15 protein-coding genes are annotated in these 13,944 nt (G+C 64.6%); 7 read left to right on the top strand and 8 right to left on the bottom strand.

The window, feature by feature from the left end; genetic code table 11:
- Positions 1-132: 132 nt before the first annotated feature.
- Positions 133-2,973 carry a DNA mismatch repair protein MutS gene (mutS, locus tag NDI79_RS07585; RefSeq protein ID WP_425499587.1) on the top strand — a complete coding sequence of 947 codons (2,841 nt, stop codon included), beginning with the start codon at positions 133-135 and terminating at the stop codon, positions 2,971-2,973.
- On the top strand, positions 2,945-4,699 hold the full coding sequence (mutL, locus tag NDI79_RS07580) for a DNA mismatch repair endonuclease MutL (protein WP_310927875.1): 1,755 nt from the start codon (positions 2,945-2,947) through the stop codon (positions 4,697-4,699). The genes mutS and mutL overlap by 29 nt, the downstream gene beginning before the upstream one ends.
- Before the next feature lie 13 nt (positions 4,700-4,712).
- Here mutL and NDI79_RS07575 read toward each other — a convergent pair whose 3' ends face one another.
- Together NDI79_RS07575 and NDI79_RS07570 are read right to left on the bottom strand one after the other, a co-directional pair.
- Positions 4,713-4,871, bottom strand: coding sequence for a hypothetical protein (locus tag NDI79_RS07575; protein WP_310927874.1), 159 nt, complete (start codon positions 4,869-4,871; stop codon positions 4,713-4,715).
- Positions 4,872-4,876: 5 nt separating this feature from the next.
- A complete protein-coding gene (locus tag NDI79_RS07570) occupies positions 4,877-5,206 on the bottom strand; it encodes a DUF7573 domain-containing protein (RefSeq protein ID WP_310927873.1) in 330 nt (109 codons plus the stop codon).
- Positions 5,207-5,324: 118 nt separating this feature from the next.
- Here NDI79_RS07570 and NDI79_RS07565 point away from each other — a divergent pair, with 118 nt between their 5' ends.
- Positions 5,325-5,570, top strand: coding sequence for a DUF8024 family protein (locus NDI79_RS07565; protein WP_310927872.1), 246 nt, complete (start codon positions 5,325-5,327; stop codon positions 5,568-5,570).
- On the opposite strand, the gene NDI79_RS07560 is transcribed toward NDI79_RS07565, so the two are convergent.
- From NDI79_RS07560 to NDI79_RS07550, 3 genes are all read right to left on the bottom strand, one after another.
- The gene (locus NDI79_RS07560) at positions 5,536-6,564 is read right to left on the bottom strand and encodes a 5,10-methylenetetrahydromethanopterin reductase (RefSeq protein ID WP_310927871.1); all 1,029 of its coding nucleotides are present in this window, start codon (positions 6,562-6,564) and stop codon (positions 5,536-5,538) included. The two genes, NDI79_RS07565 and NDI79_RS07560, sit on opposite strands and share 35 nt — an antisense overlap.
- Positions 6,557-7,315 carry a coenzyme F420-0:L-glutamate ligase gene (locus NDI79_RS07555; protein WP_310927870.1) on the bottom strand — a complete coding sequence of 253 codons (759 nt, stop codon included), beginning with the start codon at positions 7,313-7,315 and terminating at the stop codon, positions 6,557-6,559. The genes NDI79_RS07560 and NDI79_RS07555 overlap by 8 nt, the downstream gene beginning before the upstream one ends.
- A 149-nt stretch (positions 7,316-7,464) precedes the next feature.
- The gene (locus NDI79_RS07550) at positions 7,465-8,547 is read right to left on the bottom strand and encodes a winged helix DNA-binding domain-containing protein (protein ID WP_310927869.1); all 1,083 of its coding nucleotides are present in this window, start codon (positions 8,545-8,547) and stop codon (positions 7,465-7,467) included.
- A 298-nt stretch (positions 8,548-8,845) separates the two neighbouring features.
- On the opposite strand from NDI79_RS07550, the gene NDI79_RS07545 reads away from it, so the two are divergent.
- The gene (locus NDI79_RS07545; RefSeq protein WP_310927868.1) at positions 8,846-9,250 is read left to right on the top strand and encodes a hypothetical protein; all 405 of its coding nucleotides are present in this window, start codon (positions 8,846-8,848) and stop codon (positions 9,248-9,250) included.
- A gap of 256 nt (positions 9,251-9,506) precedes the next feature.
- On the opposite strand, the gene NDI79_RS07540 is transcribed toward NDI79_RS07545, so the two are convergent.
- Positions 9,507-9,683 (bottom strand): hypothetical protein, encoded by a 177-nt coding sequence (locus NDI79_RS07540; RefSeq protein ID WP_310927867.1) that lies wholly within the window; start codon positions 9,681-9,683, stop codon positions 9,507-9,509.
- Positions 9,684-9,828: 145 nt separating this feature from the next.
- Here NDI79_RS07540 and NDI79_RS07535 point away from each other — a divergent pair, with 145 nt between their 5' ends.
- Positions 9,829-10,044 (top strand): hypothetical protein, encoded by a 216-nt coding sequence (locus NDI79_RS07535; RefSeq protein WP_310927866.1) that lies wholly within the window; start codon positions 9,829-9,831, stop codon positions 10,042-10,044.
- Positions 10,045-10,897: 853 nt separating this feature from the next.
- On the opposite strand, the gene NDI79_RS07530 is transcribed toward NDI79_RS07535, so the two are convergent.
- On the bottom strand, positions 10,898-11,188 hold the full coding sequence (locus tag NDI79_RS07530; RefSeq protein WP_310927865.1) for a hypothetical protein: 291 nt from the start codon (positions 11,186-11,188) through the stop codon (positions 10,898-10,900).
- A 401-nt stretch (positions 11,189-11,589) separates the two neighbouring features.
- Here NDI79_RS07530 and NDI79_RS07525 point away from each other — a divergent pair, with 401 nt between their 5' ends.
- On the top strand, positions 11,590-12,828 hold the full coding sequence (locus tag NDI79_RS07525; protein ID WP_310927864.1) for an MFS transporter: 1,239 nt from the start codon (positions 11,590-11,592) through the stop codon (positions 12,826-12,828).
- A gap of 149 nt (positions 12,829-12,977) precedes the next feature.
- On the opposite strand, the gene NDI79_RS23760 is transcribed toward NDI79_RS07525, so the two are convergent.
- The gene (locus NDI79_RS23760; RefSeq protein WP_484494544.1) at positions 12,978-13,169 is read right to left on the bottom strand and encodes an HVO_A0114 family putative DNA-binding protein; all 192 of its coding nucleotides are present in this window, start codon (positions 13,167-13,169) and stop codon (positions 12,978-12,980) included.
- A 166-nt stretch (positions 13,170-13,335) separates the two neighbouring features.
- Here NDI79_RS23760 and NDI79_RS07520 point away from each other — a divergent pair, with 166 nt between their 5' ends.
- Positions 13,336-13,857 carry an Lrp/AsnC family transcriptional regulator gene (locus NDI79_RS07520; protein WP_310927863.1) on the top strand — a complete coding sequence of 174 codons (522 nt, stop codon included), beginning with the start codon at positions 13,336-13,338 and terminating at the stop codon, positions 13,855-13,857.
- Positions 13,858-13,944 lie beyond the last annotated feature (87 nt).

The raw sequence follows: 13,944 nt of genomic DNA, 5'->3' as shown, positions 1-13,944 counted from the left end.
CGACACCGATTCGCACGCACACGGACACGGGTAGGGACCGGGCGCACGTAACTTTGCTGGGTGTGACCGGTTCGCTCGCCGGTCGCGTCGGCTTCCCGTCCGCTTTTGTCCGTCGGTCGCCCTCTACGGGACATGGAACACGCGGACGGGACGGAGACGTCGGACCCGGAGGCGTCGACGGGGAGCGACCGCGACCCCGGCCCCGATTCGGCGGACGGGCGGGACGACGCCCCGCGACCGGAGGGACCGCCGCGCACGATGCTCGGCGCCCGCGAGGAACTCACGCCGATGCTGTCGCAGTATCTCGACCTCTGCGAAGCCCACCCCGACGCGGTCGTCATGTTTCAGGTGGGCGACTTCTACGAGGCGTTCTGCGAGGCCGCAGAAGAGGTGGCCCGCGTCTGCGAGGTGACGCTGACCAAGCGCGAGGACTCGACGGGGACGTACCCGATGGCGGGCATCCCCATCGACAACGCGGCGTCGTACCTCGAAGCCCTCCTCGACGCCGGGTACCGCGTCGCCATCGCGGACCAAGTCGAAGAGGCCTCCGAGGCGTCGGGACTGGTGGACCGCGCGGTGACGCAGGTCATCACCCCCGGCACCGTCGTCGACGAGGAACTGCTCTCCGGGGCGACGGCGACGTACCTCGGCGCGGTGGCCGGGTCCGGCGAGGAGACGGCGCTGGCGACGGTGGACGTCTCGACGGGCGAGTGCCAGGTGACGAGCGGCACGGAGAGGCGAATGAGCGAGGAACTGGACCGCCTCGCGCCCGCGGAACTGCTCCGCGCCCCCGACGCGCCCGACTTCGAACTCGGCTTCGAGACGATGGCGACCGACGCCGACCCCGGAACCTTCGAGGCCGACGCCGCCCGCGAGACGCTCTCGGCGTACGTCGCCGCGCCCGACTCGGTCGTCGGGAGCGAGGCGGAACTGCGCGCCGTCGGCGGCCTCCTCGACTACGCGGAGTACACGCAGGGCGACGACGGCCCCCTCGAATACGTCTCGCGCGTCCGCCGCTACGACCCCGAGCGGTCGCTGCAACTCGACGCGACGGCCATCCGGAGCCTCGAACTGTTCGAGTCGCGGAGTCCGCGGTCCGGGGACACCCTCGTGGAGGTGTTGGACGAGACGGCCTGCGCCCTCGGCCGGCGGCGACTCGCCTCGTGGCTCCGCCGGCCGTCGGTCGACGAGGGGGAGATTCGGCGGCGACACGACGCCGTCGCGGAACTCCTCGACCGGCCGATGGCCCGCGAGACGGTGCGGGAGCATCTCTCCGAGGTGTACGACCTCGAACGCCTCGTCTCGCGGGTCTCGCGCGAACGCGCGAACGCCCGCGACCTGCGCGCGTTGAAGAACACGCTGGACGCCGTCCCGGAGGTGAAGGCGGCGCTCTCCGAGGTGGAGAGCGACCCCCTCCGGGACCTGCGCGACTCGCTGGACGAACTCGCGGACGTGCGCGAGTTGGTGGGGGAAGCGATTCGTCCCGACCCGCCGCAGGAGATAACGGAGGGCGGCGTGGTCCGGGAGGGGTTCGACGACGAACTCGACGAGGTGCGCGCCACCGAACGCGAGGGGCGCGAGTGGGTGTCGGCCCTCGAGGAACGGGAGCGAGAGCGGACCGGTATCGACTCGCTGGACGTGGGGTACACGCAGGTCCACGGTTACTACATCGAGGTGACGAACCCGAACCTCGACCGGGTGCCGGACGACTACACCCGTCGGCAGACCCTGAAGAACTCCGAGCGCTTCTACACGCCGGAGTTGAAGCGCCGCGAGGACGAGATTCTCTCCGCCTCGGAGCGCGCGGACGCCCTGGAGTACGAGGTGTTCGCCGAAGTCCGCGCCGACGTGGCCGAGGAGGTCGAACGCCTCCAGACGCTCGCGGACTCGCTGGCGACACTGGACGTGCTGACGACGTTCGCCGCCGTGGCCGCCGCGAACGGCTACGTGCGTCCCGAGATGGGCGCCGACAGCGTGGAGATAGAGGCGGGGCGGCACCCCGTCGTCGAGCGCACGCGGTCGGAGTTCGTGCCGAACCCGGCGGAGTTCTCGGCGGGTCACGTCGCGGTCATCACCGGGCCGAACATGAGCGGGAAGTCGACGTACATGCGGCAGGTGGCGCTGATAGCCGTCCTCGCGCAGGCCGGGAGTTTCGTCCCCGCGAGAGCGGCCCGCCTCCCGATTCTGGACAGAATCTTCACCCGCGTCGGCGCCTCCGACGACATCGCGGGCGGCCAGTCGACGTTCATGCGCGAGATGGCCGAGTTGACCGACATCCTCCACAACGCCACCGAGGATTCGCTGGTCCTCCTCGACGAGGTGGGGCGGGGGACGTCGACGACGGACGGCCTCGCCATCGCCCGCGCGACGACGGAGTTCGTCCACGACGAGGTGGGCGCGACGACGCTGTTCGCCACGCACTACCACGACCTCACGGAACTGGTCGAGGACCTGCCGGACGCGTTCAACCTCCACTTCACCGTCGAGAAGGCGGAAGGAGAGGACGGAAATCCGGACGTGACGTTCCTGCACCGCGTCGCCGACGGCGCCTCCTCGTCGTCGTACGGCGTCGAGGTGGCCGAACTGGCGGGCGTACCGCCGGCGGTGGTCGAACGCGCCCGCGAGTACGTCCGGGAGAGCGGCGCGATACCGGCCGACGCGAACGGCGGCGAAGGACCCGACGAGGCGGAGATGCGGACATCCTCGGACGATGCCCCGGCCGGCGAAAGCGATACCTCCGCCGACGCCCAAGCGCCGACGAACGGCCGGGCCTCCGAAGGCACCCTCGCCGCCTACGTCGACGGCATCGAGTCCGACGAGGGGGCCGAGGGGACGACGACCACCGGCGCGGAAGCCGACGTGCTGGCGGAACTCCGCGAACTGGACGTCGCCCAGACGACGCCGCTGGAGGCCCTGAACGCCCTCGACGACCTGAAACAGAGACTTGACGAGAGAGACCGAAACCGAGACTGAGGCGGAACCCGGCGAGCGAGTCCGCGCGCTTGACGAGGAGACGGTGGCGAGCATCGCCGCCGGCGAAGTCGTCACGCGCCCGGAGGACGTCGTCGTGGAACTCGTGGAGAACGCCCTCGACGCGGGCGCCTCGCGGATAGCGGTGACCGTCGTCGGCGACGGGACGCCCCTGCTCCGCGTCCGCGACGACGGCCGCGGGATGAGCGAGGCGGACGCCGCCCGCGCCGTCGACCGGCACACGACGAGCAAACTCGGCGACGCCGCGGACCTGCGGACGGTGTCGACGCTCGGTTTCCGCGGCGAGGCGCTCCCGAGCGTCGCCGCGGCGGGGACGCTCGAACTCGTGACGAACGACGGCGGCGCGCGCGGGACGCGCGTGCTCGTGAGCGGCGGCGAGAAGCGCGTCGAACCGGCGGGGCGGGCGCGGGGGACGACCGTCGAGGTGCGGGACCTGTTCGCCGACACGCCCGCCCGCCGGCGGTCGCTCGCCTCCTCGCGCGCCGAGTTCGCCCGCGTTTCCGACGCCGTCTCCCGCTACGCCCTCGCCCGCCCGGACGTGGCGTTCTCGCTGGTCCACGAGACAGAAGGGGAGTCGGGGCCGTCGGACGGCCGCCGCGGCCGCGAGGTGTTCTCCACGTCCGGCAGCGGCGACTACGCCGACGCCGTCCTCGGCGTCTACGACCGCGACGTGGCCGGGCGGAGCACCGCGTTCGAGTCCGAGCGGACGGTCGAGGACGACGGCGAGTCCGCGACCGTTCGCGTCGAGGGCCTCCTCGCGCACCCCTCGGTCACCCGCGCTCGCCGCGACCACGTGTACACCGCGGTGAACGGCCGCGCGTTCCCCTCCGAGACGCTCCGCCGCGCCGTCGTCGCGGGCTACGGCGACCTGTTGCCCGACGGCCGCGCGCCCGTCGCCGTCGTCTCCCTGTCGCTCCCCGCCCACTGGTGCGACCACAACGTCCACCCGGCTAAGCGCGAAGTGCGCCTCCGCGCGCACCGGGCGGTCGAAGACGCCGTCCGAGAGTCGGTGCGCGACGCCCTCTCGACGGCCGATTTGCGCCGGAGCGAGGAGGTTGCGATGGACCTCGATTCGACGTTAGAACCCGTCGACGGCGAGGAGTCCAGATTCGACGACGTGCGCGTCATCGGCCGGTTTCGAGAGCTGTACCTGCTCTGCGAGGCCGACGACGACCTGCTGGTGATAGACCAGCACGCCGCCCACGAACGGGTGAACTACGAGCGCCTGCGGGCGGCGCGGGACGGCGACGGCGGGGACTCGGAGTCGCCCGCGTCGGCCGACGTCGACCCGCCGGCGACGGTGTCGCTGTCCCCCGCGCAGGCCGCCGCGGCCGACGAGTGGCGCGACGAACTCGCCCGACTCGGCTTCGCCGTCGAACCGTTCGGCGGCGGTACCGTCCGGGTGAGCGCCGTCCCCGCGCCGATGGGTCGGGCCGCCGCGCCGGAGAGCGTCCGCGACGCCCTCGACGCGCTCAGAGGCGGGGAGACGCCCGCGGACGCCACCGAGGGGCTGTTGAAGGACCTCGCCTGTCACCCGTCGCTGAAGGCCGGCGACGAACTCGGCATCGAGGAGGCAACGCGACTGGTCGAGCGACTCGGCGCCTGTGAGACGCCGTACGCCTGCCCGCACGGCCGGCCGACGGTGCTCTCGATAGAGGAGGAGACGTTCGTCCGCGGGTTCGAGCGGCGTTCGACGCGGATGGAGTGAGAGAGCCGTCGGGTCAGCGGTCCGCCGCCTCGGTCGGGTGACCCCAGCCGAACTCGCGGCGGAGGCGTCCCCAGCCGCCCCACCAGACGAGCCAGTACCCGAGAACGCCACCGAGCGTCACGAAGAGGAGGTACGAGCCGACGCCGAGAAGCGGACGCTCGGCGGGGGCCACCCGCCTCACCACTCCTTGCACTCTTCGCACACCTGCCCGCCGTCGTCGAGCCATAGCCGATGAACCGTCTCGCCGCAGGCGGCGCAGGCGACGCCGTCGGGGTCCCAGCGGTAGGTGCCGACCGCGGGGTCGACCGCGTCGGTCGTCGGCGCGGCCGACTCGGTCGCCGCCGAATCGGGCGTCGTCCCCGAGTCGTCGCCGGCATCTCCGCCGGCCCCGTCCGCTCGGTCCGCCGAGTCCGCCTTCGAGTCGTCGCCCTCGGTGGGGTCCGAACCGTCGCTCTCCTCGCCCTCTCCGCCGCCCACGAAGTCGTCCAGCGAGCGGTCTCGTGTCACGTCTCGAAGGAGCGGACGCCCGGCCTTAGCCGTACCGACGGGCGGACGGGACTCCGACGTCGACGGCGGGCGCACGCGAACCCTCAACACACAAGTACGGGGACGCCAAACGGGGCGTATGGTCACAGTCATCGACTTCGTCGTGGAGTTGCTCCTCAGCGTCCTCGACCTCGTGACGACGTTCCTCTTCGACATCTTCCTGTCGGGCGACCCGCTCACCGCGCTCTCGTTCCTGATTGGCGCGGCGTTCGTCGGCGTCTCGAGCCTCGTCTTCGGTTACCTCGTCCTCGGCGCGGCGGTGAACGCCGTCACGGGTCTCGGTTCGAGCGCTACCGACGACGCGCGGCCGAAGCAGCGAGTCTGATCGCCTCGTCGGGGTCCGGCCCGAGAGGCGACCCGACGACCACCCCGTCGGCGCGGTCGAACACCGACGCCATCCGGTCGGCGACTTCCTCTTCGGTGCCGGCCATCGCGAAGGCGTCTATCATCGCGGGCGTCACGAGGCCGAACGCCTCGGAGAACTCGCCCGCAGAGATCTTTTCACCGATATCCTCCGCGAGCGAGGCGTCTATCCCGTGTCTGTCGAGCACCGGCGGCGCCGCTCCGGCGGTGATGAAGGCCACCGGCGGGCGGGCCGCCTCTCTCGCCGCCTCGCGGTCGGGTCCGACGCTCACGCTGGCGTACGCGAGGAGTTCGAACGCGCCGCGGGAGTCGGGTCGGTCCTCGATTCCCTCCTCGACTCTGTCTCTGGCCCACGCCACGTCGTCCGGGTGCGAGCCGTTGAACAGCAGACCGTCCGCGTGCTTGCCCGCCATCCGGCACATGTGCGGCCCCTCGCCGCCGACGTAGACGGGTATCTCGCCGGGTACCTCGAAGTTCACGCCCGCGTCGTTCGCCTCGAACGTCCCGTCGTGGCTGACGCGCTCGCCGTCCCAGATGCGCTGTGCGACTTTGAACGCCTCCAGCACCGAGCGCAGGCCGCGTTCGTCGTCGATACCGAGATTCCGGAGAGTGGATTTGTCCCCCGGGCCGATGCCGAAGGCGGCGCGGCCCTCGGAGAGTTCCGCGACGGTGGCCGTCTTCGTCGCCAGCGTGACCGGGTGCATCTCGTAGGGGTTGGCGACGCCGGGTCCGAGCCGAATCGATGCCGTCTCGCCCGCGAGGCGCGCGAGGACGGCGAACGGGTCGCGGTTGTTGTAGTGACAGGAGACGAACGCCGCGTCGTAGCCCGCCTCCTCGGCGAGGACGCCGCGGCGGACGACTTCGGGAACCGGGTGTTCGGGCGTCAGTTCGACGCCGAGGGTGGGAGCGCCGGCGTCACCGCCACCGTCGCCGTCGCCGTCGGTATCCTCACGCATCGTCGTGCTCCCAGGCGCGCACGGCCTGCCGGACGAAATCGCCCTCTATCTCCCGGTAGAGGTTGTCGCTGCCGTCGTGGTCGCCCCACTCGAAGTCCCGAACGACGACGACGGGCGTGCCGCCGTCGCCCTCGCCGGCGAGGAGGTTCGCGGCCGCGGCGAGTTCGTCGACGACACTCTCGACGGTTACGCCGAGTTCGCGGCCGTCGCGGTCCGTCTCCCCGCGCCAGTCTCTGGACGCCTTCATGCCGGCCCACCCGAGGGCGACGCCGCGTTGCCCGTGACGGAACGGCCGTCCGCAGGTGTCGGTGACGATAACCCGCTCGGCGGGCAGGCCCGCGCGGAGTCGCTCGGCGCTCTCGGAGGGTCGCTTCGGCAGGAGCAACAGGTCGCTGCCGGCGACGTTCGAGCGGTCGATGCCGGCGTTGACGCCGACGTGGCCGAAGCGCGTCTCGGTGAGGAGGAAGGGCGACTCCATCAACAGGTCGACGCTCTCCTCCAACACGGCCTGCGCGAAGCGCGGGTCCTTCTCCTCGCCGGTCGATTCCTCCAAGTCGGCGGCTATCTCGCGGGCGCGGGGGCCGGCGGGGAAGTCCTCCAAGTCGAACAGTCGCCCCTCGGCCTTCGAGACGACCGTCGAGGCGACGCAGACGACGTCCTCTTCGCGTAACTCGACCCGGTCGCGAATCGTCGCCGCGAGGTCGTCGCCCGGCCGGACCTCCGGCACGTCGGGGACGGCGAACAGTTCCATGCTCGTCGGTCGGCGCGGGGACGTAAAAAGCGGACAGATGTTGGTGAGTGCGGCCGGTTCCTCCGACGCCGTCGGTTCCGTTGGAATCTGTCGAATCCGACACGAACCGCGTGCTGAGCAGAGAGGATGCGTTCAGCGCGGAACGGAGTTCAATGCGACAGAGAGCGGTCGAGTTCCTCGTCGAGGAACCGACCGACGTCGGCGACTTCTTCGTCCAGCGCGTCCGTGTCGAGTTCGTCGAACGACGTTACCTCGACGGCCGACGTCGCACGTGAGCGATCCAGCCGCCACGTCCCGACGACGACGCCGTCGCGAACGATGGTCGGCCTGATTATCCCCGCTCCCGGCCACACATCCGTCCGGTGGGCTTCTGGAACGGGGCGGTTCGCCGCGGCGTACCCGAGCAGATACGTGTCGTACGCGGGGAGGAGTCGGAGGTCGCCGGTCGCACCTGGTGGCTCGGCGGAGCCATCGACGGTAGTCAGCATCTCGGCGTCCCCCACGGTCACGGTGACGCTTTCGGCCTCCTCCCATCCGAGTCGGGCATCCCGCTTTCCGAGGCCGGTCCACGCGACGAAGTCGTCGAGGGTCGCCGGGCCGTAGGCGGCGAGGTACCGCTCAGCCAACCGAACGAGCGCCGCCTCGCGGTCGAACCCCGGTGGCGGAATCTCGACGTCGAGGACATCGTACGCCACGGCCCCGTCGATAGGCGCAACCTCGCGGATGATGCCCCTGAGTGCGGCTCTTCGTATCAGGAAGTTCGGAGACTGACTCGACGGGTCGATGTCGATACCGGAATCGACGAGTTCGGCTGCTACCTCGTCGCGGGTCATCGGCCCCGCATCGTCGAGTAGTCGACCGAGCGTGGCGACGGCTGTCTCCACTCCCCCCTTGTCCAGTCCCGCTTCCTCCAAGCGTTTCGGCTCCGGTCCCCGTTCGGCGAAGTGCGGACCGAACAACGACAGCAACCACGGGAGGTCCTCCGCCGCGATCAGATGCAGTGTGCCCCGCATGCTCCACGTCCGAATCACTTCGTCGTGCAGTTCCGACTCGACGGCTTCGGCGTCGAGAGTTCTCGCACGTGGCCGTATCGACAACGCGGCCGAGCGAGGGTCCTGTGCCTGAATCCCGCACACCCGCTTCACGACGGCAGCGGCGGAGTCCGCGTCCCCGTCCAGTCCGTTCGCCGCCGCCCGCAAGCGCCACGCTTCCGCGTCGGTGTGGGTACGCATGACGCCGATACGACACGGTGAGTATTCATCTGCTCGGCGACTGGGGCATTCTGAGAGGCGGTTACAGGCCCGATTTGCTACGCTCGCGCTCGGTATCCATCAGACCGTGCATATACTGTTTGATGACTGCCAGTACTGGCGTGACCGATACAGAGGATGTATTCAGCACGCCATTACGATTCGTTTCACGCTTCTCATTGTGAAACAGCCGTTCAGTGGAGACGTGCGAGTGTATCAGCGTGTTCAGTCGAAGGGGCTGGTCGAAACAGATATGCTCGTGCCATCTCACTTTCATCTTATGAACCAGTCCTCCTCTGAGACACACTTGTTGCTAGGCACTGGCGAGCGAGCGCGGGCACTCCGATTATTTGGGGTTGCACTCATTGGGACCCCGTGGCTACTGTCCATTGACCCGGCTCGTCGAATCGTCTCACTGGAGGCGACACTGGCGGCCATCGGATTGGGGGTGGCTCTCGGAATCGTGGCAGCTGTCGGACTGGTCGACGTGGACCTCCGAGACGTGAACGATGTGACGGCGTCGGTTGTCGCGCTCGGCTGTATTTGCGTGGTAACCATAGCAGTGTGGCTGCTTGTCCCCCAACAGTATATTGGGGCAGTCATTCAGTTTTCACTCGCGTTCACATGGGCAGTGCCAGTGACGCAACTGCTCTATCACCACTACCGTACCCCCAAATCCAGCTAAGTCACGTCGATTTCTCTGCTTCACCCACGTTCTCTACTGAACGATTTCGACATCTACGTTCCCATGCTGGCACGGTTCAAGATTCGCGCTCTCACTGTAGCACGGCCACAGAAGCCTCACCAAAGGTTGTCAGAAGCGCCGTGACCGACTCAGAGGCTGTATTCAGCGCCGAGGGTTCGTTTATCCCGTCCTCTTTACGCTGAACTAACCGCTGAGTAGCGCCTGCGTAGTGAGCGATTACTCAGCGAAAAAGAGGTCACGTATACTTCGACTGCTGACCGACCCAGAACCCGAACAGCATCACGAGAAACAGGATCATCACCGGAATCCAGAACCCTAAGCTGGTGAACAGTCCGAGAAAGGATATGTCTGGATACAGGATTGCAATTCCACCGGGTGTTACAAGTAACAGCGTTGCTGCAGTGATGAGCATAAATTTGGGGTACGAATCCATCTTTGATTTACGTCATGTCCGTTCGTGATTAGAAGGTAGTACCGATGGTCTATTACGCCACACAACAGACTCCTCGGTACCACTTGACGGAACTAATATGTTCTGTGAGAGATAAATGTTGGAAATGGTCGACGCAGGAATTACACTGTTCTACGGCGTGCTCGCCCTGCAACTACCTATCGGAGTTCTCATGTTCTTTGACGCGAAGCGGCTGAAGCTCAAAAACCCGGAGAAGTACTGGTTGGGAGTGGTTATCCCCGCAGTAGGGTTCGTCGTAGTACTCTACTATCTCTCAGAGCGAAAGAATCTCCCGAAGGAGGAAGCGGACGGTACCACCTAGAATCCTCTGTTCGAGATACACTCTGTTCTGAGCGATTCGATTCTCTTACAACAGGCCCGAGCCCGTGACCGATTCGCGCCTTCTATTTAGCACGTCCACAGTAACCACACCGAAAACTGTCAGAAGCGTCGTGACCGACTCAGAGGGTGTATTCAGCAAGTCGTCGTTCGCTCGCTTGGTCACCAAGCGAAGTATTTTCAAAACCGACACTATTTATCAAACTGTGTCCCCCTCGCGTCGTGCGTTCCTCACCGGTTTGAGCTCCAGCCTCCTCGCCGTCGCAGGTTGTACCTCCCCTTTCCAGCGCTCTCAAACCCGTCTCGGAGAGATTGTCCTGTTGAATATGGACGATGAGAGTCATACAGTTCGAGTACAGATTCAGTCCTCAGGCGAGACGCTCTACAGCTTGAGCGAAGAGATGCCGCCATCGGACGAGGAACAGCCCATCATTACTTCCGAGGATGGGCTGCCGACTGGACGCAGAAAATACACCGTCTCGGCTACTCTCGATGGAGGGGAAGATTCGATAGCGAGAACGTATCCAACCAAAGGTGGTGATTGTTACTCAGTGACCGTTCGCGTTGGGATGGATGGACGATTCAGGGATATGCCGTCCGAATCACAGTTCGAAGGGTGCAGTCAGTAGTGGTCTGTGAGTAGCGATGCTCCCCGGCCCGTTACAGCGATAGTCCACTGACCGATTCGCGCCCTCTATTCAGCACACCCGCAAGCACCTCACCGGACACTGTCAGAAAGAGGGCGTCGAGTACAGAGGATGTATTCAGCACGCCACTGCGATTCGTGTCACCCCGTTGGTTGCGAAACAGCCGTGCAGTAGAAAGGCGCGGGTGTCTCAGACCTTTTCGCTCGAATTTCCCCAACTGAGTCCATGCCTTCGGAGTGCTACTGCGATGAACACGAATCCGAGTAGCAGGAATAACCAAGTGACACCGTCGCTGAAACCCGACTCAGCGAGATAGTTACTGGAAACCAGAAGCTCGACGACACCTCCAGCAGCGGTGCACGTCCCCGAACACCCCCAGTAGTTGAGTTCGTTCGTCCGGATGTACTGGCCGACTGTCCCAGCAAGGCAGAGCAATCCGCCCAGTATGAGGAGTCCAATCCAGAGTGCAGAGTCAGCCATCATCCATGTATAGAACGTCAGATAGAAAATTACTTCCGGTTGATATGATAAAACCGCAGTCCGTTCTGAGCGATTTGGCAAGCTCTTCCAAGGAAAACTAGTGACCGACTCGCGCTGTGAGTTCAGCACGACCCTAGAAACCCCACCGAACGCTGTCAGAAAAGCCGTGCAAGACTTAGAGGGTGTATTCAGCACGGCACTGCGGTTTGTTTCACGCTTCTCGTTGTGAAACAGGCGTTCAGTAGAGACGTGCGAATTGACTGTTGACTAATCGCCATCCAACCGCTTCTTAGAGCAATTGATCGGATGAGTATACCGGCTAAATACGCCGAAATATGCACTAATCAGCTATTCTGTAATAACAGGCTATACCTGTCGGCTCTTCCTTCGCCAGCATACGCATGGGAGAAGCCACAGGAGATGGTATCCGGGAGGCTGTCTCTAAAAACATCCTACATTATTACATATACAAGTCGACCAAAGCGGTCGAATTCTATCGACCCATCATGTACCTCTTCTTTTTGGCTCAGGGGCTTTCGTTCACTCAGATTTCCATTCTGGAGGTGCTCTACAATCTGACGACGTTGTTCGGAGAGATACCGACTGGCTACATCGGCGACCGCGTTGGACGACGCAACAGTCTCCTCATCGGGACGTCACTCATATCACTGACACTCCTCGGTATCGGTCTGTCGAACTCGTTTCTTCCGCTGGCAGGCCTCTACGTCTGCTGGTCACTGGGCTACAACTTCCGCTCCGGGAGCGAAGACGCGTGGCTCTACGACACACTCACCGACGACCTCTCCGAAGACGAGTTCGCCCACGTTCGGGGGCGAGGAGAATCGGCGGCGTTGGCCGTTGGAGCCGGTGCGGCGATTCTCGGCGGGTATCTCGGCAGCATCGACCTCTCGTATCCCTGGTTCGTCGCAGCGGGCGTGACGAGTCTCGGGGTCGTGGTACTGCTCACGCTTGACGAACCCCAGACGTACAAGGAAACCGCGACTGAGGAGTTGAGCCTCCGTCGAACGGTCCGTATCGTGAGAACGGTCCTCGGTCGTCGCCGTTTGCGGTCGTTCCTGCTCTACTACTATGTTCTGTACGCCGCGGTCACCTACCTCGTATTCGTCTTTCTCCAGCCGATCTTCGAGACCGTCGTTCTCGACCTTGGAATCCAGCAATCGCAGGTTGAAGCCCTGCTGGGGTGGTTCTATGCGGCGTACAGCCTCGTTGGTGCGATGCTCAACTACTACACGGGAAGGATCAGAGAGACGATCGGACTACAAACGTGGTTTCTCGTCCTCCCGTTCGCCGTCGGTGGCGCGTTGATCGGGATGTACTTCCTCCCGGTGCTTGCCCTCCCGACGTTCCTTCTGATTCGAGGAGTCTCGGACGTCACCCGATCGTTCGCTGGGCAGTACATCAATGACCGTGTGGAGACGCTCGGTCGCGCCACCGTTCTAAGTGCGATGGCGATGGTCAGCGGCCTCGCAGTCGTCCCGTTTCAACTCGGAAGCGGCGTCATATCCGACGCCGTCTCTCCGCTGTTCGCACTGGGTGTCGGTGGTATCGTTCTCGTCGTTGGGGCAACGGCCATCCTTCTCTGGGAGGCTCCTATCGGCGACGAATCAATCCAACACTAAGCTCCGCATAGCCAGTTCACTTCAGTAGGTCCCGACTGGATAGATAGTAGCTCAGAGCACCACGGGCAAAACGCAGCTCGAATACTAAATATACACTCTCTATTCAGCACATCCCAATACACTGTCATGAGATGAGAATGTCAACGGACTCAACGTGCCAGCAGACGTTCTAAGCACTGTTTCGTTCTCACGCTGATGTCTCTTGCTTTGTAATCGCGGTCGACGAGTCGAGCCGTCTCGCGAATACTCTCCGGACGTTCACTGGCGACGATGTCCAGGTGTTGGAGATTCAACCGACGCATGAGTCGTTCGACGTCGTTAAGATCCTCGAAGTTGAGGATAAACGCTGCCTCCTGCTCGTCGAACTCTTCTCCATCTTCCGCCCGACGGAGTCGTTCGCGAGCGGCTCGCTGGTTATTCTCGCGCTGTCCGTACGTGATTTTGAGTGTATTCGTGGTAGTGAAGGGGCCCGTGCGGACTTTTCACTCCCCCCGTCCAAGGCACGGTATGGACGACATTCAAATCGACGACGTGGACCGGGGCATCCTGCACCAACTCCAACTTAACGCCCGTCAGACCGATACGGAGATCGCCGAGAAGGTGGATGTGACCTCCACGACGGTCCGGAATCGCCTCGACAAACTCGAGGGCGGGGGCGTGATCCGGGGCTATCGCCCCGAGATCAACTACGAGCAAGCGGGCTACCCCCTCCACGTCATGTTTGTCTGCACGGTCAATCCGAATAAGCTGGAATCAATGACCGAACAGATCCTCGACGTTCGCGGTGTGGTGACCACCCGCGATTTGCTTGGGGGCGAACGGAATGTCCACGTCGAAGTCGTCGCCGACACGGTCGGGGAGATCGAAGAGATCCGCAACGAACTAGCGGACTTAGGCTTGACTATCAACAGTTCTGAGATCATCTCCGAGACGCGGGTCCAGCCATGGGACCACTTCTATCCACGGCCGGACCCCGGCGCGCGCCAGGACGACGACATCGACGACGGGTCTGTCACCAATCAAGGATAATCGAGGATCGCTTGGAATTTTCAAATCTATCCGGGGCCCATATGCTCTAAGTTCCCATTTGAGTTTGGATATATCAATAGATAATTG

This window comes from Halogeometricum sp. S3BR5-2 (assembly GCF_031624635.1).
Classification (GTDB): Archaea; Halobacteriota; Halobacteria; order Halobacteriales; family Haloferacaceae; genus Halogeometricum; species Halogeometricum luteum.
The sequence above is the reverse complement of the archived record's forward strand: the minus strand, read 5'-3'. Positions and strand labels throughout refer to the sequence as shown.